Origin of the sequence: Halomonas shengliensis (assembly GCF_900104135.1) — a bacterium.
GTDB lineage: Bacteria > Pseudomonadota > Gammaproteobacteria > Pseudomonadales > Halomonadaceae > Halomonas > Halomonas shengliensis.
Map to the genome: position 1 here is coordinate 344,708 of NZ_FNIV01000003.1, position 23,036 is coordinate 367,743.

The 23,036-nt window shown below is 66.0% G+C and carries 20 protein-coding genes and 4 tRNA genes; 9 read left to right on the plus strand and 15 right to left on the minus strand.

Annotation, left to right across the window (positions count from 1 at the left end; genetic code table 11):
• Nucleotides 1-3 precede the first annotated feature (3 nt).
• Entirely contained in the window at nt 4-1,719 is a 1,716-nt protein-coding gene (locus BLP95_RS06645) for a glutamine--tRNA ligase/YqeY domain fusion protein (RefSeq protein ID WP_089677609.1), read from the minus strand.
• Between the two features lie 314 nt (nt 1,720-2,033).
• Between BLP95_RS06645 and BLP95_RS06650 the strand changes: the two genes are divergently transcribed.
• Both BLP95_RS06650 and BLP95_RS06655 read left to right on the plus strand, forming a co-directional pair.
• Nucleotides 2,034-2,531 (plus strand): peptidylprolyl isomerase, encoded by a 498-nt coding sequence (locus BLP95_RS06650; RefSeq protein ID WP_089677610.1) that lies wholly within the window; start codon nt 2,034-2,036, stop codon nt 2,529-2,531.
• A gap of 79 nt (nt 2,532-2,610) precedes the next feature.
• Nucleotides 2,611-3,372, plus strand: coding sequence for a UDP-2,3-diacylglucosamine diphosphatase (locus tag BLP95_RS06655; protein WP_089677611.1), 762 nt, complete (start codon nt 2,611-2,613; stop codon nt 3,370-3,372).
• On the opposite strand, the gene BLP95_RS06660 is transcribed toward BLP95_RS06655, so the two are convergent.
• From BLP95_RS06660 to BLP95_RS06710, 11 genes are all read right to left on the minus strand, one after another.
• Nucleotides 3,347-4,405 carry a CobW family GTP-binding protein gene (locus BLP95_RS06660; RefSeq protein ID WP_089677612.1) on the minus strand — a complete coding sequence of 353 codons (1,059 nt, stop codon included), beginning with the start codon at nt 4,403-4,405 and terminating at the stop codon, nt 3,347-3,349. The two genes, BLP95_RS06655 and BLP95_RS06660, sit on opposite strands and share 26 nt — an antisense overlap.
• Before the next feature lie 209 nt (nt 4,406-4,614).
• Nucleotides 4,615-6,432 (minus strand): SurA N-terminal domain-containing protein, encoded by a 1,818-nt coding sequence (locus BLP95_RS06665; RefSeq protein WP_089677613.1) that lies wholly within the window; start codon nt 6,430-6,432, stop codon nt 4,615-4,617.
• A 149-nt stretch (nt 6,433-6,581) separates the two neighbouring features.
• Nucleotides 6,582-6,854: an HU family DNA-binding protein gene (locus BLP95_RS06670; RefSeq protein ID WP_023004950.1), complete on the minus strand. Its 273-nt coding sequence runs from the start codon at nt 6,852-6,854 to the stop codon at nt 6,582-6,584.
• Between the two features lie 176 nt (nt 6,855-7,030).
• Complete coding sequence (gene lon / locus BLP95_RS06675) at nt 7,031-9,436, minus strand: endopeptidase La (protein ID WP_089677614.1); 2,406 nt, start codon at nt 9,434-9,436, stop codon at nt 7,031-7,033.
• 165 nt (nt 9,437-9,601) lie between these two features.
• Nucleotides 9,602-10,882 carry an ATP-dependent Clp protease ATP-binding subunit ClpX gene (clpX, locus tag BLP95_RS06680; RefSeq protein ID WP_089677615.1) on the minus strand — a complete coding sequence of 427 codons (1,281 nt, stop codon included), beginning with the start codon at nt 10,880-10,882 and terminating at the stop codon, nt 9,602-9,604.
• Nucleotides 10,883-10,989: 107 nt separating this feature from the next.
• Nucleotides 10,990-11,610, minus strand: coding sequence for an ATP-dependent Clp endopeptidase proteolytic subunit ClpP (gene clpP / locus BLP95_RS06685; protein ID WP_089677616.1), 621 nt, complete (start codon nt 11,608-11,610; stop codon nt 10,990-10,992).
• A gap of 71 nt (nt 11,611-11,681) precedes the next feature.
• Nucleotides 11,682-13,049 carry a trigger factor gene (gene tig / locus BLP95_RS06690; RefSeq protein WP_089677617.1) on the minus strand — a complete coding sequence of 456 codons (1,368 nt, stop codon included), beginning with the start codon at nt 13,047-13,049 and terminating at the stop codon, nt 11,682-11,684.
• A gap of 333 nt (nt 13,050-13,382) precedes the next feature.
• Nucleotides 13,383-13,457 (minus strand) — tRNA-His (locus tag BLP95_RS06695).
• A 36-nt stretch (nt 13,458-13,493) separates the two neighbouring features.
• Nucleotides 13,494-13,568: transfer RNA gene (locus BLP95_RS06700), tRNA-His, on the minus strand.
• Between the two features lie 45 nt (nt 13,569-13,613).
• Nucleotides 13,614-13,690: transfer RNA gene (locus BLP95_RS06705), tRNA-Arg, on the minus strand.
• A gap of 68 nt (nt 13,691-13,758) precedes the next feature.
• Nucleotides 13,759-13,835: transfer RNA gene (locus BLP95_RS06710), tRNA-Pro, on the minus strand.
• 164 nt (nt 13,836-13,999) lie between these two features.
• Between BLP95_RS06710 and folD the strand changes: the two genes are divergently transcribed.
• From folD to BLP95_RS06730, 4 genes are all read left to right on the plus strand, one after another.
• Nucleotides 14,000-14,857: a bifunctional methylenetetrahydrofolate dehydrogenase/methenyltetrahydrofolate cyclohydrolase FolD gene (folD, locus tag BLP95_RS06715; protein WP_176760237.1), complete on the plus strand. Its 858-nt coding sequence runs from the start codon at nt 14,000-14,002 to the stop codon at nt 14,855-14,857.
• Between the two features lie 96 nt (nt 14,858-14,953).
• A complete protein-coding gene (locus BLP95_RS06720; protein ID WP_089677619.1) occupies nt 14,954-15,418 on the plus strand; it encodes an S-ribosylhomocysteine lyase in 465 nt (154 codons plus the stop codon).
• Entirely contained in the window at nt 15,418-16,152 is a 735-nt protein-coding gene (gene mtnN / locus BLP95_RS06725; protein ID WP_089677620.1) for a 5'-methylthioadenosine/S-adenosylhomocysteine nucleosidase, read from the plus strand. Before BLP95_RS06720 ends, mtnN begins: the two co-directional genes overlap by 1 nt.
• Nucleotides 16,153-16,156: 4 nt before the next feature.
• Nucleotides 16,157-17,095 carry an alpha/beta hydrolase gene (locus BLP95_RS06730; RefSeq protein WP_089677621.1) on the plus strand — a complete coding sequence of 313 codons (939 nt, stop codon included), beginning with the start codon at nt 16,157-16,159 and terminating at the stop codon, nt 17,093-17,095.
• Between the two features lie 324 nt (nt 17,096-17,419).
• On the opposite strand, the gene pyrC is transcribed toward BLP95_RS06730, so the two are convergent.
• Complete coding sequence (pyrC, locus tag BLP95_RS06735; RefSeq protein WP_089677622.1) at nt 17,420-18,457, minus strand: dihydroorotase; 1,038 nt, start codon at nt 18,455-18,457, stop codon at nt 17,420-17,422.
• A 123-nt stretch (nt 18,458-18,580) separates the two neighbouring features.
• Between pyrC and BLP95_RS06740 the strand changes: the two genes are divergently transcribed.
• Both BLP95_RS06740 and BLP95_RS06745 read left to right on the plus strand, forming a co-directional pair.
• Nucleotides 18,581-19,477, plus strand: coding sequence for a DMT family transporter (locus BLP95_RS06740; protein WP_089677623.1), 897 nt, complete (start codon nt 18,581-18,583; stop codon nt 19,475-19,477).
• 173 nt (nt 19,478-19,650) lie between these two features.
• The gene (locus tag BLP95_RS06745) at nt 19,651-20,073 is read left to right on the plus strand and encodes a hypothetical protein (protein ID WP_089677624.1); all 423 of its coding nucleotides are present in this window, start codon (nt 19,651-19,653) and stop codon (nt 20,071-20,073) included.
• A 75-nt stretch (nt 20,074-20,148) separates the two neighbouring features.
• Here the strand turns inward: BLP95_RS06745 and BLP95_RS06750 are convergent, their stop codons facing one another.
• Nucleotides 20,149-21,393 (minus strand): NAD(P)/FAD-dependent oxidoreductase, encoded by a 1,245-nt coding sequence (locus BLP95_RS06750; protein WP_089677625.1) that lies wholly within the window; start codon nt 21,391-21,393, stop codon nt 20,149-20,151.
• Nucleotides 21,394-21,793: 400 nt separating this feature from the next.
• On the opposite strand from BLP95_RS06750, the gene BLP95_RS06755 reads away from it, so the two are divergent.
• Nucleotides 21,794-22,804, plus strand: a complete 1,011-nt coding sequence (locus BLP95_RS06755) for a GSU2403 family nucleotidyltransferase fold protein (protein ID WP_089677626.1) — start codon at nt 21,794-21,796, stop codon at nt 22,802-22,804.
• On the opposite strand, the gene BLP95_RS06760 is transcribed toward BLP95_RS06755, so the two are convergent.
• The gene (locus BLP95_RS06760; protein ID WP_089677627.1) at nt 22,805-22,984 is read right to left on the minus strand and encodes a hypothetical protein; all 180 of its coding nucleotides are present in this window, start codon (nt 22,982-22,984) and stop codon (nt 22,805-22,807) included.
• Nucleotides 22,985-23,036 lie beyond the last annotated feature (52 nt).

Sequence of the window (23,036 nt, forward strand, 5' to 3'; positions counted from 1 at the left end):
CGCTCACGCTCCCCCCTTCTTCTGCGCGTCTTGGTTCTGAGCTGCCTTCTTCTGGACCTTGGCCCAGCTGTCCTTGAGGCTCACGGTACGGTTGAACACCCGCTTTCCGTCGCGACAGGCGTGGCGGTCGGCGCAGAAGTACCCCACCCGCTCGAACTGGAAGCGGCTCTCGGGGGCGACCTCGGCCAGGCTCGGCTCGCCGATGGCCTGGCAGACCACCAGCGACTCGGGGTTGAGGTGCTCAAGGAAGTCGGCGTCCTTGTCCCGGTCCGGCTGCTCCTCGAGGAAGAGGTTGTCGTAGAGGCGCACCTCCATGGGCACACCGTGCTCGGCGCTCACCCAGTGGATCACCCCCTTCACCTTGCGGCCCTCGGGGTTCTTGCCCAGGGTGTCGAAGTCCACGGAGCAGCGCAGCTCGCGGATCTCGCCGGCATCGTCCTTGATCACCTCGTCGCAGCGGATCACGTAGGAGTTGCGCAGACGCACCTCCTTGCCCGGCGCCAGGCGGAAGAACTTCTTCGGCGGCTCCTCCATGAAGTCGTCCTGGTCGATGTAGAGCTCACGGGTGAAGGGAATCTTGCGCACCGGCATGTCATCCCGTGCCGGGTGACCAGGGACCTCGTAGGTCTCCTCATGGCCCTCGGGCACATTGGTCAGTACCACCTTGAGGGGCTTGAGCACCGCCATGGCGCGCGGCGCGTTGTCCTCGAGGTCGGAGCGGATGGCGTGATAGAGCATGGCGATGTCCACCAGGCCACCGTCGGCGCGGGTCACCCCGATCATCTCGCAGAACTTGCGGATGGAGGCCGGGGTATAGCCGCGGCGGCGCATCCCGGAGATGGTCGGCAGGCGCGGATCATCCCAACCATCGACGATACCCTCGTCCACCAGCAGCTTGAGCTTGCGCTTGGAGGTCAGGGTGTAGTTGAGGTTGAGCCGAGCGAACTCGATCTGGCGGGGCTTCGCCGGCACCGGCAGGTTCTCCAGGAACCACTCGTAGAGCGGACGATGATCCTCGAACTCCAGGGTACAGATGGAGTGGGTGACCCCTTCGATGGCGTCGGACTGGCCATGGGTGAAGTCATAGGAGGGGTAGATCTTCCACTTGTCGCCGGTCTGGTGGTGATGCGCATGACGGACGCGATAGAGGATCGGGTCGCGCAGGTTGATGTTGGGCGAGGCCATGTCGATCTTGGCGCGCAGTACCTTCTCGCCCTCGGCGACCTCGCCGACGCGCATGCGCTCGAGCAGCTCGAGGTTCTCCTCGGGGCTGCGCTCGCGGTAGGGGCTCGGCCGTCCCGGCTCGGTCAGGGTACCGCGATACTCGCGGATCTCGTCCGGTGAGAGGTCGTCCACGTACGCCTTGCCCTCACGGATCAGGTGCTGGGCCCAGGCGTAGAGCTGGTCGAAGTAGTCGGAGGCGAAGCGCACCTCGCCGGCCCACTCGAAGCCCAGCCAGCTGACATCCTCCTTGATGGCGTCGATGTAGGCCTGCTCCTCCTTGGCCGGGTTGGTGTCATCGAAGCGCAGGTGACAGTCACCACCGAACTGCTCGGCGAGCCCGAAGTTGAGGCAGATCGACTTGGCGTGACCGATATGCAGGAAGCCGTTGGGCTCCGGCGGGAAGCGGGTCACGATCTTGCCGGTGCGACCGGCCTCGATCTCCTCGCGGATCTGGTTGCGGATAAAGTTCGGCGCGCTGGTGGTTTCGGTGGACATGTCGAGAAAAACAGCCTCTGGTTGAGAATGCGGGCCTGCCGACGCAAGCGATGGCGACGCGTCTCGGGAGGAGCGCCGGGGGCAGGTCGTAGCGTAGAGGAGGTTCTACGCCAGGGATGGCGTCGTTAGCGCCCAGGGATGATCACAGCGTTTCCTCAAAGACCTCCCGCCGGATCAGCCCCGGGCTGCCACCAATGGCAACCGCCGTGCCCTGCTCCACGCTCGCTTCGCGCATGGAAGCAAAACCGGTATTATAGCGCCACGCCCACGGGCAACGCCAAGGCGGGGCCCCTTTATTGCACAGGAACTTAGCGATGATCGTTCTGCAGACCACCTTCGGTGACATCAGCGTCGAACTCGACCACGAGAAGGCACCCAAGACCGCCGCCAACTTCGAACAGTACGTGCGCGACGGCTTCTATGACGGCACCCTCTTCCACCGCGTGATCGACGGCTTCATGGTCCAGGGTGGTGGCTTCGACGAGGACTTCAACCAGAAGCCGACCCGCGATCCGATCGAGAACGAGGCCGACAACGGCCTGGCCAACGAGGTCGGCACCCTGGCCATGGCGCGCACCCAGGACCCGCACTCGGCCACCGCCCAGTTCTTCATCAACGTCGCCGACAACGCTTTCCTCAACCACAGCGGCAAGTCCATCCAGGGCTGGGGCTACTGCGTCTTCGGCCGCGTCGTCGACGGCATGGAGGTGGTCGAGAAGATTCGCAAGGTCGAGACCACCCGCCGCGGCATGCACGCCGACGTGCCGGCACAGGACGTGCTGATCGAGAAGGCCTACGTCAAGGAAGACTGAACCGCCTTCCCTGCCCTGTCCGACGCCCGCCCCGTGCGGGCGTCCTGCCCTGTGACGCACGACCCGGGAACCCTCGACCATGGCCACCCTGCTGATATCCGACCTGCATCTCCACCCCGGCGCCCCCGAGATCACCGAGGGCTTCCTGCGCTGGCTGGAGGAGCGCGCCTGCGGCTGTGACGCCCTCTATATCCTCGGCGACTTCTTCGAGGCGTGGGTCGGCGATGACCTGCTCGACCTGGCGGGTCGTGATCCCAGCGGCAACGCCGACCTGGCGGCCCGTATCGCCACCGCACTCAGGCGGCTTGCCGATGACGGCACCGCGCTCTATCTGATGCACGGCAATCGCGACTTCCTGCTGGGCGAGCGCTTCGCCGATGAGGCCGGCGCCACCCTGCTGCCGGACCCCAGCGTGGTCGAGCTCGGTGGCCGGCCTGTGCTGCTGATGCATGGCGACAGCCTCTGCACCCGCGACACCGACTACCAGGCGTTCCGCGCCCAGGCGCGCCATCCGCAGTGGCAGCAGCAGGTACTGGCCATGCCGATCGAGCAGCGCGTCGCCCTTGCCAGCCAGCTGCGTGCCCAGTCCGGCGAGGCCAACTCCAACAAGGCCGAGGACATCATGGACGTGACCCCCGAGGAGGTGGTCAAGGCGATGGCCGAGCACGGCGTCACCACCCTGATCCATGGCCATACCCACCGCCCGGCGGTGCATGAGCTCGAGGTCGAGGGCAAGCCGGCGAGGCGCTATGTGCTGGGCGACTGGCAGCCCGGCACGGGGTGGGAGATCGCGATCGACGGTGGTGCCCCGCAACTCAGGGAGATCCCGCTGGGCCAGTAAGGCAGCCCTGCAACAGCACCTCCAGCGCCTCGGGGTCGGGGAGCCCCCCTGCCTCAGCGATGATCTCGAGGCGCGAGTCACGCCGCCAGGCGCTATCGGTCAGGCTTACCGCACCCTCGGCGCGATTGAAGAGCTTCCAGCCGGCGTCGGTGTGGAAGACGCCCTTGACCCTTAGGGGACCAGGCAACCCGCCCAGGCGCTCCCCCAGCCGATCCAGATCGAAGACGTCATGCGGATGCCACCGCCAGCCCAGGGTTTCGTGGCCCAGGGCGCTGCCGACCTCTCGCCGGGGCCGGCCCGGCTCGGGCAGTGCTTCGGCAAACGCCTCCAGCACCACGCCCTTCATGCCGCGAGCGTCGTCCGCCGCCTGCCTCAGGTGCCGATGGGCATCGCTGCCGGCCGCCGCCCGGAGCGACACCTCTCGCTCGCCCGCCGTCAGCCTCGCCAGGGACAGCTCGCCGCCGGGTGCCTCGAGGATCCAGCCCTTGGGCGGCCACAGCTGCTCCACCCACTCCCTCGCCGCGGCCAGTTGGGCCGGCGTTGCCAGGTCGGTCATGGTCAAGGCCACGCCATCGGCCATGGCGAGCTGGTCCCGGAAGGTCTCGTGTTCCCGGGCGCGCGGGTCGTCCAGGCGACGGGGATCGAGTAGCGCCACGACGCTGCACACGTCGAGAACCTCGGCGAAGGCCTCACCGCGCAGTACTTCCAGAAGCCCCGCCGGATGGCCCAGCCCCGAAGGCTCGATGATCACCCGATCGGGCCGATGGCGATGCAGTAGATTGACCAGGGTCGCCTGCATCACGAAGGCCAGCTGGCAGCAGAGGCAGCCGCCCGGGAGCCCCTTGACCACCAGGTCATCACGCTCCTCGAACATCGCCTGGTCGATGCCCACCTGGCCGAACTCGTTGATCAGCACCGCCCAGCGTTCACCGGCAGGCTTCTGCTCGATCAGGCGGTGGATCAGCGTGCTCTTGCCGCTGCCAAGGAAGCCGGTGATCAGGTGGACGGGGATATGGGCAAGGGGTGTGGGCATGGCTGCTCTCTTGTCACTTAATCGTAATGTTATAACATATTGAAGTGGCCAAACGCCAAGCCGCCGGCTGTCCGAGTAGCAATCAGAAAGCGACAAGTCGAAAGTGCTGATATGCAAGGAAAAGAAACCCCGCAAGCCCTGAAGGGGTGCGGGGTTTCTCTTTCTGCTTTCTACTTTTACTTGGCCTCTTGGCGCTTGCTCCTTGTAGCTTACCGTCGGATCTCGGCCTCGCTGCGCAGGTGCTCGATCAGCCCCTGGATGGCGGCCTGGGCACGCAGACGCTCGGCCATGGAGGCGACGAACTGCTCGACCTGTTCGTCGATCTCGCCCTCTCCGACCGACTCCAGGGCGATGATCACCGCGCGATCGCCGTCGGCGACCCGACCGTAGGTGGGTGTCTCGCCCTCGGGCGCCGGCAGGCGGAAGGCGGCGTCCATCAGCGTCCGGGAAAGGCCCTGGCTCTGCTGGCGGCTGACCGCCTCGGCCTGCTGCCAGTCGAGCTCGACCGACTCGCCGTCACGCAGGGTGGTGACCAGCTCATCGGCCCGTGCCAGCAGCGCTTCGCGCCGCAGTTCGGCTTCGACCTCGGCCCGCACCTCATCACGCACCTCGGTCAGCGGCAAGGTGGTCGCCTCGCGATGCTCGGCCACACGCAGCACCAGGCGGCGATCGCTGTCCAGCTCGATCACCTCGCTGTTGTAGCCCTCGCCGAGGACATCGTCGCTGAATGCCTGGCTCATCACGCCCGGCTCGGCGAGCACACCCTCGGCGCCCTCACGGGAGATCCAGTCGCTGGTCTCGAGCTCGAGCCCCAGGTCATCGGCGACGCTGGACAGGTCATCGGCGGAGAAGCTCTCGTCGATCAGCTGCTGTACCTTGTCGTTGAAGGCGTCGGAAACCGCGTCGCGGGCCAGCTGGCGACGCAGCTCATCGCGCATCTCGGCGAAGGCCTCGCGCTCGAGGCCGGTCACCTTGAGCAGGTGCAGGCCGTTGTCGGTCTCGACGATCCCGGATACCTCACCCTCGCCCAGCGAGAAGGCCGCCTCGTCGAAGGCCTCGCCGAAGAAGCCGCGACTCACCACGCCCAGGTCGCCACCCTGCTCGGCGGAGACGGTGTCATCGGAGAACTCGGCGGCAAGCTCGGAGAAGGCCTCGCCCTCCTCGAGACGCGCCTGCACCTCCTCCAGGCGGCTGACCGCCTCCTCGCGGCTGCGCTCGTCACCGAAGGTGACCATGATGTGGGAGAGACGACGGTCGGCGTCCGCGGTAGCCTCGCGCCAGGCATCGCGCAACGCCGCCTCGTCGACCTCGACCTCGGCCGCCATGGCCTGGCGGTCCACCACCACATACTCCAGGCGCACCTGCTCGGGACGCCGGAATGCCTCCTGATGCTGCTCGTAGTAGGCCTCGATCTGGCTCTCGCTGGCCGCGACCTCCTCATCCAGGGAGGCGGCATCGATCGCGGCGTGGCGGAAGGTGCGGGTCTGGCGCTGCAGTTTGGCCAGGCGCTCGCGCTCGCTCTCCAGGGTGAAGTCGCTGAACGCCAGCCCCTGCTGGAGCTGCTGCTGCTGCATATCCTGGCGCAGCTGCTCGCGGAAACCCACCGGGGTATAGCCGGCGCTGGCCAGGCGGTTGCGGAACAGGTCGCTGTCGAAGCGCCCTTCCTGGTCCTGGAACTCGGGCAGCGAGACGATGATCTGGTCGAGCTGCTCCTCGGAGAAGTGCAGCCCACCCTCCTCGGCGTACTGGCGCAGCACCCGATCGGTGATCAGCTGGTCGAGCATCTGGGCGCGCAGGGCCCGCTCCTGCTCGGGCGGCACCTGACCGGAGCGGATCGCCCGCTGCACGGCAAGCTCCAGCTCCTGGCGCATGATGGGCTCGCCGTTGACCTCGGCGACCTCGTCGCCGCTGTTGCCGAACAGGCCCACCAGCGACTCGACGCCGAACAGCGCCATGGTGACGACCACCGCGCCGATGATGATCTTGGCTCCCCAGCTACGGGAGCGGTCTCGAATACTTTGCAGCATGCAGGCCTCGGAAGAGTGGAGAGTAGAACGAAGACAGGCGCACCGCCGAGGGCGATGCGCCTGTATCAATCAACCGGTAGTGGTCAACCTTCAGCGGCGCGGGCGTCGCACCTGGCTTTCCGGAGAAAGCGTATCCGTTGACAGAGCTATCAGTTGACGGAATCCTTCAGCGCCTTGCCGGCCTTGAAGCTGGGAACCTTGGCCGCCTTGATCTCGATCGGCTGGCCGGTCTGCGGGTTGCGACCGGTGCGCGCGGCACGCTCCTTGACCTGGAAGGTACCGAAACCGACCAGGGAAACACTGTCACCTTTCTTGAGGCTGTCGGTGACGGTATCCACCATGGCATCCAGCGCGCGGGCGGCGGAGGCCTTGGGAATATCGGCGGACGCGGCGATGGCTTCGATCAGCTCGGACTTGTTCACACTTCACCCCTTGACGTTTTCGGAATTTGGCTCTAATCGACCCGGCTTTTCAACCGACAAGCGCGATCACAGCATAAGCAATTTATAGCAATGCGGGGAAAGCACTGTCAAGCAACATTGCGCTCAGAGCCCCACCATATCGGGCTTTGCCCTGGATAATGGTGGGGAAAAGAGCCTCAATGGGTGCTGATCATTGACGATGTAGAGGTCGAATCTTCGGAACGGGCTTCCCCCTCGGATGCCTCATCCCTTTTTGCTAAAGCTACCTCCAGCACCTCATCGATCCAGCGTACCGGCCTGATGTCGAGAGCCTCCTTGATATTGTCCGGCACCTCCTTGAGGTCCCGGCGGTTCTCCTCGGGTACCAGCACGGTCTTTATACCACCGCGCCTGGCGGCCAGCAATTTCTCCTTCAGGCCGCCGATGGGCAGCACCTCACCGCGCAGGTTGACCTCGCCGGTCATGGCCACGTCGCAGCGCACCGGCCGGCCCGTGTAGGCCGATACCATGGCGGTGACCATGGCGATGCCGGCACTGGGGCCATCCTTGGGGGTCGCCCCCTCGGGCACGTGGATGTGCAGGTCCTCCTTCTCGAAGCGCTCGGGGTCGATGCCCATCGCCAGCGCCCGGGCCCGCACCACCGTCTGAGCGGCGCTCACCGACTCCTTCATCACGTCGCCGAGCGAGCCGGTCTTGTTGAGGCGCCCTTTGCCCGGGGTCACCACCGACTCGATGTTGAGCAGCTCGCCACCCACCGAGGTCCAGGCCAGGCCGGTCACGCGACCCACCTGATCCTCCTGGTCGGCCAGCCCGTAGCTGTAGCGACGCACCCCAGCATACCCCTCGATATCGGCGGCGGCCAGCAGCAGCGGGGCCTGGGCCCCCTCCTTGCTCTCCTTCTCGAGGCGTTCACGCAGCACCTTGCGGCACACCTTGGCGATCTGGCGCTCCAGCTCACGCACCCCGGCCTCACGGCTGTAGTAGCGGATCAGCTCCAGCAGCGCCTCGTCGGAGAAGGCCAGCTCCTCGTCCTTGAAGCCGTTGGCCTTGAGCTGCTTGGGCACCAGGTAGCGCCGGGCGATGGCCAGCTTCTCGTCCTCGGTGTAACCGGGCAGGCGGATCACCTCCATGCGGTCGAGCAGCGGCCCGGGGATGTTCATGGAGTTGGCGGTGCAGATGAACAGCGTCTCGGAGAGGTCGTAATCCAGCTCCAGATAGTGGTCGCTGAAGGTGTCGTTCTGCTCCGGGTCGAGCACCTCGAGCAGCGCCGAGGCGGGGTCGCCGCGATGATCCATGCCGATCTTGTCGACCTCGTCGAGCAGGAACAGCGGGTTGCGCACCCCGGCGCGGGACATGCGCTGGACGATCTTGCCCGGCAGCGAGCCGATGTAGGTACGCCGGTGGCCGCGGATCTCGGACTCGTCACGCACCCCGCCGAGGGCCAGGCGCACGTACTTGCGGTTGGTCGCCCGGGCGATGGACTTGCCCAGCGAGGTCTTGCCTACCCCGGGCGGCCCCACCAGGCAGAGCACCGGACCCTTGAGCTTCTTGACCCGCTTGTGCACCGCCAGGTACTCGAGGATGCGCGCCTTGACCTCCTCGAGGCCGTAGTGGTCCTCGTCGAGCACCTTCTGGGCGTGCACCAGGTCATGCTTGACCCGGGTGCGCTTCTTCCACGGCACCGATACCAGCCAGTCGAGGTAGGAGCGCACCACCGTGGCCTCGGCGGAGTTCGGCGCCATCATCTTGAGCTTGCCCAGCTCCTGGAGGGCCTTCTCGCGGGCCTCCTTGGGCATGCCGGATTCCTCGATGGCCTGCTCGTACTTCTCGGCCTCGTTGGGCACGTTCTCGAGCTCGCCCATCTCCTTCTGGATGGCCTTCATCTGCTCGTTGAGATAGTACTCGCGCTGGGACTTCTCCATCTGGTCCTTGACCCGCGAGCGGATGCGCTTCTCCACCTGCAGCAGGTCGATCTCGGACTCGATCAGCGCCATCAGGTGCTCGATGCGGTCGCGCACCTTGTCCATCTCGAGCAGCTGCTGCTTGTCGTCGATCTTCAGCGACAGGTGGGCACAGATGGTGTCCACCAGGCGGCTGGGATCCTCGATGCCGGAGAGCGAGTTGAGCACCTCGTTGGGTACCTTCTTCGACATCTTCACGTACTGCTCGAACTGGTTGAGCAGCACGCGCACCAGCGCCTCCTGCTCGCGCTCGGTGAGCGGCACGCTGTCACGCAGCACGGCATCGGCGCGGGTGTAGTCCTCGCCGGCGTGCAGCTCGCCCAGGTCGGCGCGGGAGACCCCCTCGATCAGCACCTTGACGGTGCCGTCGGGCAGCTTGAGCAGCTGCATGATCTCGGCCACGGTGCCGATGGCGAAGAGATCGTCGCGGTCGGGGTCATCCTTGCTGGCCTCGCGCTGGGCCACCAGCAGCACCCGCTTGTCGGCACTCATGGCGGCCTCGAGGGCCTCGATCGACTTCTCGCGACCGACGAACAGCGGGATGACCATCTGCGGGTAGACGACCACGTCCCGCAGCGGCAAAAGGGGCAGACTCAGGGTCTGATCAGCGTTCTGCTGCATCGCAGACGTACCTCAAGAGAAAACGAAGGAATACCCAATGGGTGGGGGCGACCGAGGGTCTTTGCAAGGTGGACAGCGGGGCAAAAAAAACGGGAGCCCCCGCGTCTCCGGCCGGCCGGGCCGGCTCTGGAGGCTGGGCGCTCCCGCGGGGTGACCCCCGAGGCGTCAGCCGTCGGTACCGTCGCCGGCGGCTTCCTGCTGCTGCGAGTAGATCAGCAGTGGCTCGCTCTCGCCGCTGATCACCGAGGCGTCGATCACCACCTTGCTGACACCGTCCAGCGACGGGATCTCGTACATGGTGTCGAGCAGCACCGACTCGAGGATGGAGCGCAGGCCGCGGGCGCCGGTCTTGCGGGCCATGGCCTTGGCCGCCACGGCGCGCAGGGCGTCCTCGCGGAACTCCAGCTCGACGTTCTCCATCTCGAACAGCTTGGCGTACTGCTTGATCAGCGAGTTCTTGGGCTCGGTGAGGATCTGGATCAGCGCATCCTCGGTGAGCTCGGTGAGGGTCGCGATCACCGGCAGGCGGCCGACGAACTCCGGGATCAGGCCGAACTTGACCAGGTCCTCGGGCTCCACGGTGGCCAGGATATCGCCCACCGGCTTGCTGTCGTCCTTGCTCTTCACCTCGGCATTGAAGCCGATGCCGCCCTTCTCGGCGCGGTCTCGGATCACCTTCTCCAGCCCGGCGAAGGCGCCACCGACGATGAACAGGATGTTGCCGGTGTGGACCTGCAGGAACTCCTGCTGCGGATGCTTGCGGCCACCCTGGGGCGGCACCGAGGCGGTGGTGCCCTCGATCAGCTTGAGCAGCGCCTGCTGCACGCCCTCCCCCGAGACATCACGGGTGATGGAGGGGTTGTCCGACTTGCGCGAGATCTTGTCGATCTCGTCGATGTAGACGATGCCGCGCTCGGCCTTCTCCACATCGTAGTCGCACTTCTGCAGCAGCTTCTGGATGATGTTCTCGACATCCTCGCCCACGTAGCCGGCCTCGGTCAGCGTGGTGGCGTCGGCGATGGTGAACGGCACGTTGAGCAGCCGCGCCATGGTCTCGGCCAGCAGCGTCTTGCCGCTGCCGGTGGGGCCGATCAGCAGGATGTTCGACTTGCCCAGCTCCACCTCGTCGTTCTTCACGTCGGAGCGCAGGCGCTTGTAGTGGTTGTAGACGGCAACGGACAGCACCATCTTGGCGCGGTCCTGGCCGATCACGTAATCGTCGAGGGTGTGACGGATCTCGCGGGGCGTCGGCAGGCGCTCCTCGTCGCTCTCGGCATCGTTGTCGAGCACCTCCTCGCGGATGATGTCGTTGCAGAGGTCGACACACTCATCACAGATATAGACGGACGGGCCGGCAATCAGCTTGCGCACCTCGTTCTGGTTCTTGCCGCAGAACGAGCAGTAGAGCAGCTTGCCACCGTCGTCCTTGCCTTTGCCGTCGGCCATTCGCTTACCTCTTTTGATGGTGGCGGTGCCGCCAGGGCGGCACCACCGGGCTCACAGCGGCGGACGGTGCCGCCGGGAACGATCAGCGTGTGATGAAAATCACGCTATCAGGATGTGGGCCGCTTATCCAGCACGGCATCGATCAGGCCGTACTCCGCCGCCTGCTTGCCGTCCATGAAGTTGTCGCGGTCGGTGTCCCGCGCGATCGTGTCGATGTCCTGGCCGGTGTGGTGGGCCAGGATATGGTTGAGCCTGTCGCGGATGCCGAGGATCTCACGGGTATGGATCTCGATGTCCGAGGCCTGACCCTGGTAGCCGCCCAGCGGCTGGTGGATCATCATCCGCGAGTTGGGCAGGCAGAAGCGCTTGCCCGCGGCACCGCCGGCCAGCAGCAGCGCGCCCATGCTCGCCGCCTGGCCGATGCAGACGGTGGAGACGTCGGGCTTGATGAACTGCATGGTGTCGTAGATCGACATGCCCGCGGTCACCGCACCACCCGGCGAGTTGATGTAGAGGTGAATGTCCTTGTCCGGGTTCTCGGACTCCAGGAACAGCAGCTGCGCCACCACCAGGTTGGCCATGTAGTCTTCCACCGGACCCACCAGGAAGATCACACGCTCCTTGAGCAGGCGGGAATAGATATCGTAGGCGCGCTCGCCGCGGGCGCTCTGCTCGACCACCATGGGCACCAGGCCGCCGGCGTTCTGGATCTCGAACTCGTTGCTCATAGCGTGTTGTCCTTGCATCCGATGTATGGAAGCGATGCGCCCCCGACGCCATGCCGGGGGCGTGGGGCAGATCAGGCCTGGCGCTCTTCCTCGCCGGCGCTCTCCTCGCTGCCCTCTTCCTCGTCGGCCTCGTCCTGCTGCTGGGCGGCGGCCAGCACATCCTGGTAGGACATCTCGACGTCCTTGACGCTGGCCTGCTCGAGCAGCAGGTCGACCGCCTTCTCCTCGAGGATGGCGGATTTGACCTGGGTCTTCATCTGCTCGTTGCCCATGTAGTACTCGACCACCTGCTCGGGCTCCTGGTACTGCTCGGCGAGCTCCTCGACCTTGGCCTTGATCTCGTCATCGCTGGCACCCAGCTCGTTGGCCTTGATCACCTCAGCCAGCAGCAGGCCCACCTCGACACGGCTCTTGGCCTGCTCGGCGAACAGCTCGTTGGGCAGCTGGGAGACATCGAAGTCCTCACCCAGGCCGAACTGCTGGGCCGCCTGGCGCTTGAGGCCGTCGACCTCCTGCTGCACCAGCGCCTGGGGCACCGGGATGTCGTTGGCCTTCTGCAGGGCGCCCAGCACCTGCTGCTTGACGCGATTCTCGACCGCCTGGCTCGCCTCGCGGGTCATGTTCTTCTTGACCTCGGCGCGGAACTTGTCGAGGTCACCGTCCTCGACGCCGAACTTCTTGACGAACTCGGCATCGACCTCGGGCAGCGACTGGCCCTTCACCTCGTGCACCTTGACCTTGAAGGTGGCTTCCTGGCCCGCCAGGTGCTCGGCCTGGTAGTCCTCGGGGAAGGTGACCTTGATCTCGGTGTCGTCACCGGCCTTGGCACCGATGAGCTGCTCCTCGAAGCCGGGGATGAAGCTGCCGGAGCCGATCACCAGGTCGTGACCCTCGGCGCTGCCGCCCTCGAAGGGCTCGTCGCCCAGGAAGCCCTGGAAGTCGATGGTGACCTGGTCGCCATCCTCGGCGGCACGCTCGACCGCTTCCCAGCCGGCGTTCTGCTTGCGCAGGGTCTCGATCATCTCGTCGACGTCGGCGTCGGTCACCTCGACCACCGGACGCTCGACCTCGGTGCCCTCGATGGAGGCCAGCTCGATCTCCGGATAGACCTCCAGGGTCGCCACGAACTCCAGGTCCTTGCCCGCCTCGTTGACGGTGGCCTCGATCTGCGGGAAGCCGGCCGGGTTGAGCTCGTGTTCGGAGATGGCGCGCACGTAGCGCTCACGCATGACCTCGCCGACCACCTCGTTGCGCACGTCGCGGCCGTAGCGCTGACGAATCACCGACATCGGCACCTTGCCCCGGCGGAAGCCGTCCATGCGGACGTTCTTGGCGGCATCCTTGAGACGGGCATTGACGGCCTCGTCGACCTCGGCTGCCGGCACCTGGACGGTGACGCGGCGTTCGATCTGGGAGGTCGTATCGACGGAAACTTGCATGAAATGTCCTCTACCGACTGGGGCAATGTGTTGACTGCGTGAATGGAAAATCAAGGGGGTGATTTTATGAATCCCGCCCGGCACTGGCAAGCGCCATGGCAGGAGAGATGGGGGCAAGCGACCGGATTGCAAGGGCTGGGCCGAACACGGGACTCAAGCAAGCCAGCGATGGACACCGGCACGCCACGCAAGGGGGCATATTCCGGAAACGCGAAGACCGCCAACGCCGAATGCGCCCGCGCGATAAAACGAGAAACTAGATAACAGAAAGCAGGAATGCTGAGGAAGATGCGGAACTGCTGAACACGGAGGTACCGAAAGAGACGCAAGACATGGGGTGGATGATGGGGATCGAACCCACGACCACCGGAGCCACAATCCGGGGCTCTACCACTGAGCTACATCCACCATTGCCTTGTTACCGCTGCACTGCGTGTGTCGAGGTGGGGTGGATGATGGGGATCGAACCCACGACCACCGGAGCCACAATCCGGGGCTCTACCACTGAGCTACATCCACCACATCGACAATCGCTCGAACCGGCATCCCGCCACCGCGCCTGGATGGCACGCCCAGCAGGACTCGAACCTGCAACCTACGGCTTAGAAGGCCGTTGCTCTATCCGGTTGAGCTATGGGCGCATTCTACGTTCCAACTCGCCTGGCCGCAACCCTGAACGTCAAATTATTCCTTGACAATCAACAGGTTGTGGTCGGAGTGGAGGGATTCGAACCCCCGACATCCTGCTCCCAAAGCAGGCGCGCTACCAGGCTGCGCTACACTCCGCCGTCGACTTCGCGGGCCGGACGCCGCCGCAGGGGCCTCGTCGAGCGCTGCGTATTCTACGTGACTTTCCCCGACCGTCAAGTGACGCCGCGCCGCGGCTTTGTTTCATGGCGTCGGCATGCGAAAATCGCGCCTCCTTCATTCGGCCACCCAGAGGATCCTCGATGACCGCGCAACTGATCGATGGCAAAGCCATAGCCGCTCGTGTTCGCCAGAAGGTCGCCCGCCAGGTACAGGCGCGCCGCGAGGCCGGCGGACGCACGCCCGGGCTTGCCGTCGTGCTGGTCGGCGAGGATCCTGCCTCCGCGGTCTACGTGCGCAACAAGCACAACGCCTGCGTCGAGGCCGGCATCGAATCCTTTCGTCATCAGCTGCCCGCCGACACCTCCCAGCAGGCCCTCGAGGCGCTGGTGGACGAGCTCAACGCCGACCCCAAGGTGGACGGCATCCTGGTGCAGCTGCCGCTGCCGGCGCACCTCGACGCCCGGCCGATCCTCGAGCGCATCCACCCCGACAAGGACGTGGACGGCTTCCACCCCTACAACCTCGGCCGCCTGGCCCAGCGCCTGCCGCTGCTGCGCCCCTGCACGCCCAAGGGCGTAATGACGCTGTTCGAGGAGAGCGGCCTGGCCGTGCGTGGCCTGGATGCCACCGTGGTCGGCGCCTCCAATATCGTCGGCCGCCCCATGGCGCTGGAGCTGATGCTGGCCGGCTGCACCACCACCGTCTGCCACCGCTTCACCCGCAACCTCGAGGCGCACGTGCGCCGCGCCGACGTGCTGGTGGTGGCGGTGGGCAACCCCGGCCTGGTCAAGGGCGAGTGGGTCAAGAAGGGCGCCATCGTCATCGACGTGGGCATCAACCGCCAGGAGGATGGGCGCCTGGTGGGCGACGTCGACTTCGAGGCCGCCGCCGAACGGGCCGGCTGGATCACCCCGGTTCCCGGTGGGGTCGGCCCCATGACCGTCGCCACCCTGCTGGAGAATACCCTCCAGGCCGCCGACCTTCACGACGACAGCTGACAGCCTCCCGGGCGCAGCCCCCTTCCCCCGGCGCCGGTGAACACCGGCCCCGGGCCGAAGTCACACCGTTTGCATCACACCAGACACGAGGATTCCATGAGCGACAAGATGAACGTCGAGAGCTTCAACCTGGACCATACCAAGGTGAAGGCCCCCTATCTGCGCCTCGCCGACATCAAGACCGGCGAGCACGGCGACACCATCCACAAGTACGACATGCGCATCTGCCAGCCCAACCAGGGGCACATGGCGATGCCCGCACTGCACTCCCTGGAACACCTGCTGGCCGAGATGTCGCGCAACCACTCCGACAAGGTGGTCGATATCAGCCCCATGGGCTGCCAGACCGGCTTCTACTGGGCGATGATCAACCACGACGATTACGACGCCATGCTCGAGCTGCTGGAGAAGACCCTCCAGGACGTCCTCGAGGCCACCGAGGTGCCGGCCTGCAACGAGACCCAGTGCGGCTGGGCGGCGAGCCACAGCCTCGAGGGGGCCAAGGAGGTCGCCCGCGGCTTCCTGGCCAAGCGTGACGAGTGGACCCAGGTGTTCGCCTGATGAAGCGCATCGGCATCATCGGCGCCATGAGCCAGGAGGTGGAGCGCCTGGCCTCCCTGCTAGAGGGGCGCGAGACCCGCATCCACGTCGGCAACACCTTCCATAGCGGCCGACTGCATGGCGTCGAGGTGGTGATCCTGCAGTCGGGGATCGGCAAGGTGAACGCCGCGGTGGGCACCACCCTGCTGCTGGACATGTACCGGCCCGAGGCGATCATCAACACCGGCTCCGCCGGTGGCTTCGGCGAGGGGCTCGAGATCGGCGACATCGTGGTCTCCAGCGAGGTGCGCCACCACGACGTGGATGCCGTGGTGTTCGGCTACGAGCACGGCCAGGTGCCCGACATGCCCGCCGCCTACCTCCCCGACGAGCGGCTGATGCACCTGGCCCGCGAGTGCGTCGAGGCGCTGGGCGAGGTCAAGGTGGTCGAGGGGCTGATCGCCACCGGCGACGTCTTCATGGCCTGCCCCAACCTGGTGACGCAGACTCGCAAGCGCTTCCCCACCATGCTCGCCGCCGAGATGGAGGCCGCGGCCATCGCCCAGACCTGTCATCTCTACGACTGCCCCTTCGTGGTGATCCGCGCCCTCTCCGACATCGCCGGCGGCGGCGACAACCACCTCTCCTTCGAGCAGTTCCTGGAGAAGGCCGCGCTGCACTCCTCGAAGATGATCGAGGCGATGGTGGCACGCCTGGCCGACCGCCATCGCGACGCCGCGGTGGCGGGCGCCTGATGTGATGCCGGCAGCGGCCTGGTGGCGAGGCGCCCTGCTGCTGGCCAGCCTGGGCCTCGCCGGCTGTGCCAGCACGCACCTGGACAGCGACGGTCGCGAGGTGGTAGCGCATGACATCGATATGCCAAACGGCGAACCGGAGACCGTTCGCGACCTGGGTGAGCTTCGCTACACCCCCGACGACTGGCCGGAGCCGCTGAACGCCCGGGTCCTGCTGCCAGAGGGTGACGATGGCTCCCTGCGCCCCGCCGCCCTGCTGGTCCACGGCGGCGGCTGGCGCAATCGCACGCCGGACGACATGGAGGCCATCGCCGAGTCGCTGAGCCGACGCGGCTTCGTCACGCTGAACATCGAGCACCGCTTCGCCCCGGAGCATCGCTTCCCGGCCCAGCTCCACGACCTCCAGCAGGCCATGGCCTGGCTGCATGCCAACGCCACGGCCTGGCGCGTCGACACCGAGCGCGTCGTCGGGGTCGGCTTCTCCTCGGGAGCCCACCTGGTGAGCCTGCTGGCCCTGGCGGGAAGCGACGGGCCGCTTTCCTCGCCGCACGGTGGCGAGCATGCCCGCCTCGCGGCCGTGGTGGCAGGCGGCACCCCCACCGACCTGTTCAAGTTCGACGACGGCAGGCTGGTGGTGCAGTTCCTCGGCGGCACCCGCGCCGAGGTGCCGGAACAGTATCGGCTCGCCTCCCCGGCGCGCCAGATCCCCGAGGCGCCGCCGCCCTTCTTCCTGTTCCACGGCACCTGGGACACCCTGGTGCCGGTGGACCACGCCACCGACTTCTACCAGGCGCTGCGCGACCAGGGCGGGGAGGCCGAGCTCTTCCTCCAGCACGGCCGCGGCCACTTCCTCAGCTTCCTGACTCGCGGCAGCGCCATCGACGCCGGCCTAGACTTCCTCGAGCGGCAGGTGGGCCGCTCTGGGCAAAGGAGGGACCGCTAAGACGCGCGCTAATCTGCCAGACACGCTCGAAGCACCACAAAAGTTGGGTTCATCGCACATTCGCGTGAAGCTGTCTGATAGGTGTCGTAACCACCCTTGGGTAGCGACATCATGGTAGGAGGGAGGCTCCGCCTCGCGACTGGCGCCGTCAGGCGCCCTGGCGGTTTACCAATCCGGGGGCTTCACCTGGGAGTCCTTCGGCCTCCCGTCGCGATGCAAAGCATCCCTCCTACAACCTGAATCACGTCAAAGTGCGAAGATTCAAAAATTGTCTTAATCGCTCAATAGCAACATCTGTGGTGCATTTCATCGTGTGCAGGTCGGTTAGCCCTTCAGCTTCCATTCGAGCGTCTCGCCGGCGCGTAGCGGCACGATGCGCTGGCCATCGGCGTAGGGCAGCGACTCGGGCAGCGTCCAGGGCTCGCGCACCAGGGTGATGGTGTCGGCGTTGCGCGGCAGGCCGTAGAAGTCCGGGCCATGGTGGCTGGCGAAGCCCTCCAGACGCTCCAGGGCGCCGGCCTCCTCGAAGGCGGTGGCGTAGAGCTCGATGGCCGCCGGTGCCGTGTAGGCGCCGGCGCAGCCGCAGGCACTCTCCTTGTCGCCCTGGGCGTGGGGCGCGCTGTCGGTACCCAGGAAGAACTTCGGACTGCCCGAAGTGGCGGCGGCCAGCAGCGCCTGCCGGTGGCGTTCGCGCTTGAGGATCGGCAGGCAGTAGTAGTGCGGCCGAATGCCGCCCACCAGCATGTGGTTGCGGTTGTAGAGCAGATGGTGGGCGGTGATGGTGGCGCCCACGTTGGCCGGCGCGCTAGACACGAACTCGGCGGCATCGGCGGTGGTGATGTGCTCGAAGACCACCTTGAGGGTCGGATGGCGCTCCAGCAGCGGCGTGAGCACCCGCTCGATGAACACCGCCTCGCGGTCGAAGATATCGATCTCGGCGTCGGTCACCTCGCCGTGCATCAGCAGCGGGATGCCCAGCCGCGCCATGGCGGCGATGGCCGCGTCGCAGTGGGCCAGGTCGGTGACCCCGGAGTCGGAGTTGGTGGTGGCGCCGGCCGGATAGAGCTTCACCGCCTGCACCAGACCGCTGGCATGGGCGCGCTCGATCTCCTCCGCCGGGGTGTTGTCGGTGAGGTAGAGCGTCATCAGCGGCTCGAAGCGGCTGCCCTCGGGCAGCGCCGCCAGGATGCGCTCGCGATAGGCCAGGGCCTGCTCGGTGGTGGTCACCGGCGGCTTGAGGTTGGGCATGATGATGGCGCGGCCCATCTGGCGGGCCGAGGCCGCGACCACGGCGGCCAGCGCCTGGTCGTCGCGAAGGTGGAGGTGCCAGTCGTCGGGGCGGGTCAGGGTCAGGGAGGTCACGGCGCGTCCTGTGGTAGCGGGTTCAGCGAATGGGGGGAGTATACCGAAAGGCACCGCCCCAGGCAGCGCCGCACCGGTCGCTAGTCTGCTAACATGGCGATTTGCCCTGACCCCGGACGCCCCATGGCCGACACCCTCGAGCGCAGCCCGCTGCGCGCCGACCTGCTGCTGCTCACCGTCACCCTGCTCGCCGCCTCCGGCTGGATCTTCTCCAAGGAGGCGCTGGCGGGCATGCCGCCGCTGCTCTTCATCGGCAGCCGCTTCCTGCTGGCGGGCCTGATCCTGATGGCATTCGCCCTGCCCCGGCTGCACCGGCTCTCGGCGCGAGATGTCGTCGCCGGGGCCGGCGTGGGCCTGCTGTTCAGCGGCGCCCTGACGTTCTGGATCCTGGGGCTCTTTCATTCCCGCCACCTCGGCGAGAGCGCCTTCATCAACAGCCTGGGCATCCTGCTGGTGCCCGTCATGGCCAGGCTGCTGTTCGGCGACCGCCCACCGCGCACCACCTGGATCGCGCTGCCCATCGCCCTGGTCGGCTTCGCCCTGCTCTCCCTCAACGCGGGACTGCGCCTGGAGCCCAGCCAGTGGCTGTTCGCCACCTCGGCGGTGCTCTTCTCGCTGCTGATCAACGTGAACACGCGGGTGGTACGCCGCCTGCCCGCCCTGCCCCTCACCGCCATCCAGCTGACCGTGGTGGGCGTCGTGCTGGGCTCGATCTCGGCGCTGGTGGAGCCCTGGCCCGCACGCATCGGCGGCGTCACCCTGGGCTGGCTCGCGGCCAGCGTGCTGCTCGCCAGCACCCTGCGCTTCTTCCTGCAGGTCTATGCCCAGGGGCTCACCACCCCGAGTCACGCCGCGGTGATCCTGATGCTGGAAGCGGTATGGGCGGCGCTGCTGGCCGCCGCCTGGTACGGCGAGACCATGACGCCCCTGCAGCTGGCCGGCTGCTCGCTGATCTTCGCCGCGCTGCTGATCAACCGCTGGTACTGGGTGCGCAAGCTGGTGCTGAGATTCGCCCGCTAGGAACCTGTCGGGCTTGACCGATCGTAACGAGAGATTCGGGTTTCGAGGCAAGTTTATCGATCTGATGAGGAGAATAGCGTGCTATTTAACGAATCAGATCGAATGAAATTGCCCGCTCGCCAGCGAGCCGCGGAATCCCGTATCATGCCGCCAGAATTCACGGGGGAGAGACGATGCCCAAGGTGCGCCACTACGCCGATATCGCCGCCATCACCGCCGGGCTGATGTGGCTGGTGGTGTACTGGTCGATCAGCCTGTCGGCCTACCTGGACAACCTGGAGCCCACCCTGGCCGCCCTGCTGCTGCTGGGCAGCGTGGTGCTGGTCACCTTCGTGCATCGGCCGACACGGGTGCTGCTGCGCCGCTACCACGTCAGGAAGCGTCGCACCGAGATGTGGATGCACATCCTGGCGCTGCCGCTGTTCATCGCCTTCGTGCTGGGCGTCAGCTTCGAGCTGATCTTCACGCCGCTGAGCGGGGTCCAGAAGCTGACGCTGTTCAATGTGGTGGCCACCGCCGGCTGGCTGGTGTTCATCGTCACCCTGGTGATCAAGCTCTGCGCCCACAAGGTCAAGCAGCGCCGCAACGGCGACTGAAAAGAAGGGCGCCCGACAACAACGACAACGCCGGGGCGGCTGCCCCGGCGACTGACCACCCGACCAACGCTTGCTTCAGAAACGTGTGGCGCTGAACGGCGCCATATCCACCTCGGGTGTCTCCCCCGCCATCATCTGGCTGAGCAGCAGCCCCGTCACCGGGCCCAGGGTGAAGCCCTGGTGGCCATGGCCAAAGGCCAGCCACAGCCCCTCCTGCCCCGGTGCCGGGCCGATGATCGGCTTCATGTCCGGCAGGCAGGGCCGCGCGCCCTTCCAGGGCTCGGGGTCGCGACGCTCGCCCAGGGGATAGATCCTGCGTGCGGCCGCCTCCGCCGCCTTGAGCTGCTTGAAGCGGGGCGGCGCCTCCAGGTCGGCCAGCTCGGCGCCGGTGGTCAGGCGGATGCCGGCACGCATGGGCTCGAGCAGGAAGCCGGTCTCGGCGTCCATGATCCAGTGGTTGAGATGGGCGTTCTCGTCGGCGCTGGCGTAGTGCATGTGATAGCCGCGCTTGACGAAGAGCGGCACCGGCTGGCCCAGCTTCGCCATCAGCTTGCCGCTCCAGGGGCCCATGGCCACCACCACCTGCTGCGCCTCGAGGGTCTCACTGTCGGTGGTGACCTTCCATCCCGCGCCGGCCTTCTCGACCGCCTTGACCTCGGCCTGCAGGAAGCGCCCGCCCTGCTCGCGGAAGTGCTCGGCATAGGCCTGCACCAGCGCGCCCGGGTCGGCCACGGTCCACGGCTGGGTCCAGTGGATGGCGCCGACGAGCCCTTTCTTGAGGTGCGGCTCCTTGGCGTAGAGGCCGGCGGCATCCAGCACCTCGAACTCGACGCCGAAGCGCTCGCGGTTCTCGCGTGCGTCCTTGATGCGATCCTGGAAGGCGGCCTCGGTGTGGTAGAGCTCCAGCCAGCCGTCACGCCGCACCAGTGACTCCGCCCCGGCGGCCTCGATCATCGGCCCATGGGTCTCCAGGCAGCGCATGATCAGCGAGGCGTACTCCGGCACGATCTTCCGGTAGCGCGAGCCGCCGGAGTTGTGCCAGTACTGCAGCAGCGGGCTCGCCGCGCCGAGCATACCCGTGGGGCGATAGCGGATATCCACCTCACGGTTGGGCAGCACCCGCAACAGGGTGCCGAGGTCCCGCGGGAAGGCGTAGGGACGCACCGCCTCGCGCTGGATGATGCCGGCATTGCCAAAGGAGGTCTCGCGGCCGGGCTCGCGGCGATCCACCAGCGTCACCGCATGGCCCTGGCGCACCAGATGCCAGGCCACCGAAACGCCGACCATGCCGGCTCCCAACACCACGATCTCACGAGACATCACGCTCCCCTCCTCTGACATGCACGCAGGCCCCGCCACCCGGCGAGGCCTGACTCAACGATAGACGCCATGCCGCCATCGGGTCGAATGCGACCCGGTGGCGGCGTCAGGTCGCATCATAGCGTGGAGAACATCACAAGATATTCTATATTTACAACCTTTGACAGGATATTGCTTTGTAGTTAGAAATCTATGCAAAAAAATATACTGCATAATACATAGAAATCAGGACAAGCTATCCAGCACCCCAGGCACAACGGTAAACCCTCGCCGCCGCTTCCCCACTATGCCGCAGACCGCATGCGCTCGCTGCTAGTGTTCGTCATCGCACTGATGTCGTGAAGTTAACAAATATAGAATAATAAATAGACATGAATTTGTTAACGAGGTGGACCTACCGATGTCCTACATGCCTTTTGGGCCCGAAGCCTCTCGTGTCGCCATCAACGCCAGCCAACTGTTCGAGGCGCTGGAGCAGCACCGCACTGGCGCTCGATACGTCGAGGGGTCGATGCACTGGAAGCGGATCAAAGGTCGTGACTACCTCTATCGCTGCTACACCGGCGGCAAGAACCACTCCATCGGTCCCCGCAGCGAGGAAACCGAGCAGACGAAGGCAAAGTTCAATACCCGCAAGGCCGCCTACAAGGAACGCGACGCCAGCCTGAAAGAGCAGCTACGGTTGCACGCGGCCTACGTGCGCGCCAATCGGTTGAACCGTTTCCCCCTGGTTGGCGCTCGGGTGATTCGCGCCCTGCAACGTCGCAGCATCCCGTTCCGCATCATCGGCACCAATGCCCTGTACGCCTACGAGGCTCGAGCGGGAGTCAGGATCGACCCCCAACATCTGGCGACCGCCGATATGAACGTGCTGATGGATGCCCGCCAGGGGCTGCGCATCGTGGCGACCCTGGAAGGAGACACATTGTTGTCGGTCATCCAGGCCAGCGACAAGACCTTTGCACCGATCACGGCTGGGCAGTTCGAGTTCCGAGCCGGCAATGCCAATGGCTACCGTGTCGACCTGATTACCCAGACTGCCAATCCGATGCCGATGAGCGACTTCGAGCGACAGCTGGAAACCACTGACCTCAAGCCGGTGGGCATCGAGTCGCTCAAATGGGCCATCGCCTCGCCTAGCTTCGAGGCGGTGGCCTTTGACGAGCGCGGCATGCCGCTACGTCTGACGACTATCGACCCCCGGGCGTTCCTCCTCCACAAGTGGCACGCCGGCCACCAGCCAGACAGGGATGCTTTGAAGCGCCACCGCGATCAGGCACAGGCCAGAATCGTCGCCAGCCTGCTGCATCACGAGCTTCGCGAGCTTCCCACCACGCGAGCGGTGGAGAGAGCCTTCCCTCACCTATTGTCGCAGCAGGTCCAGGCGGGGCTGGACGACCTGGAGGTGTGATCAGGCCAGGTTATCCAACGCTTCCGCCACCGCATCGAACAGCCGCTCCAGCTCCGCCTCGGTGCTGGCGAAGGGCGGGCCGAACTGCAGGGTGTCGCCGCCGAAGCGCACGTAGAAGCCCGCCTCCCACAGCGCCAGGTGAGCATCACGTTGCCTGACGAGAATAGTCGACTCTCTCAAACAGAAGATGTACCATGTACAAGTATCAATGCCTCGTTCCCAGGAAGCGCCT

Excerpts from the sequence above, each read along its gene's own strand:
- BLP95_RS06650 (WP_089677610.1), top strand. The coding sequence starts at position 2,034 with ATGATCGTTCTGCAGACCACCTTCGGTGACATCAGCGTCGAACTCGAC.
- BLP95_RS06740 (WP_089677623.1), top strand. The coding sequence starts at position 18,581 with ATGGCCGACACCCTCGAGCGCAGCCCGCTGCGCGCCGACCTGCTGCTG.
- BLP95_RS06730 (WP_089677621.1), top strand. The coding sequence starts at position 16,157 with ATGCCGGCAGCGGCCTGGTGGCGAGGCGCCCTGCTGCTGGCCAGCCTG.
- mtnN (WP_089677620.1), top strand. The coding sequence starts at position 15,418 with ATGAAGCGCATCGGCATCATCGGCGCCATGAGCCAGGAGGTGGAGCGC.
- BLP95_RS06755 (WP_089677626.1), top strand. The coding sequence starts at position 21,794 with ATGTCCTACATGCCTTTTGGGCCCGAAGCCTCTCGTGTCGCCATCAAC.
- tig (WP_089677617.1), bottom strand. The coding sequence starts at position 13,049 with ATGCAAGTTTCCGTCGATACGACCTCCCAGATCGAACGCCGCGTCACC.
- folD (WP_176760237.1), top strand. The coding sequence starts at position 14,000 with ATGACCGCGCAACTGATCGATGGCAAAGCCATAGCCGCTCGTGTTCGC.
- BLP95_RS06660 (WP_089677612.1), bottom strand. The coding sequence starts at position 4,405 with ATGCCCACACCCCTTGCCCATATCCCCGTCCACCTGATCACCGGCTTC.
- BLP95_RS06750 (WP_089677625.1), bottom strand. The coding sequence starts at position 21,393 with ATGTCTCGTGAGATCGTGGTGTTGGGAGCCGGCATGGTCGGCGTTTCG.
- BLP95_RS06665 (WP_089677613.1), bottom strand. The coding sequence starts at position 6,432 with ATGCTGCAAAGTATTCGAGACCGCTCCCGTAGCTGGGGAGCCAAGATC.
- BLP95_RS06745 (WP_089677624.1), top strand. The coding sequence starts at position 19,651 with ATGCCCAAGGTGCGCCACTACGCCGATATCGCCGCCATCACCGCCGGG.
- BLP95_RS06645 (WP_089677609.1), bottom strand. The coding sequence starts at position 1,719 with ATGTCCACCGAAACCACCAGCGCGCCGAACTTTATCCGCAACCAGATC.
- BLP95_RS06720 (WP_089677619.1), top strand. The coding sequence starts at position 14,954 with ATGAGCGACAAGATGAACGTCGAGAGCTTCAACCTGGACCATACCAAG.
- clpX (WP_089677615.1), bottom strand. The coding sequence starts at position 10,882 with ATGGCCGACGGCAAAGGCAAGGACGACGGTGGCAAGCTGCTCTACTGC.
- BLP95_RS06655 (WP_089677611.1), top strand. The coding sequence starts at position 2,611 with ATGGCCACCCTGCTGATATCCGACCTGCATCTCCACCCCGGCGCCCCC.
- clpP (WP_089677616.1), bottom strand. The coding sequence starts at position 11,610 with ATGAGCAACGAGTTCGAGATCCAGAACGCCGGCGGCCTGGTGCCCATG.
- lon (WP_089677614.1), bottom strand. The coding sequence starts at position 9,436 with ATGCAGCAGAACGCTGATCAGACCCTGAGTCTGCCCCTTTTGCCGCTG.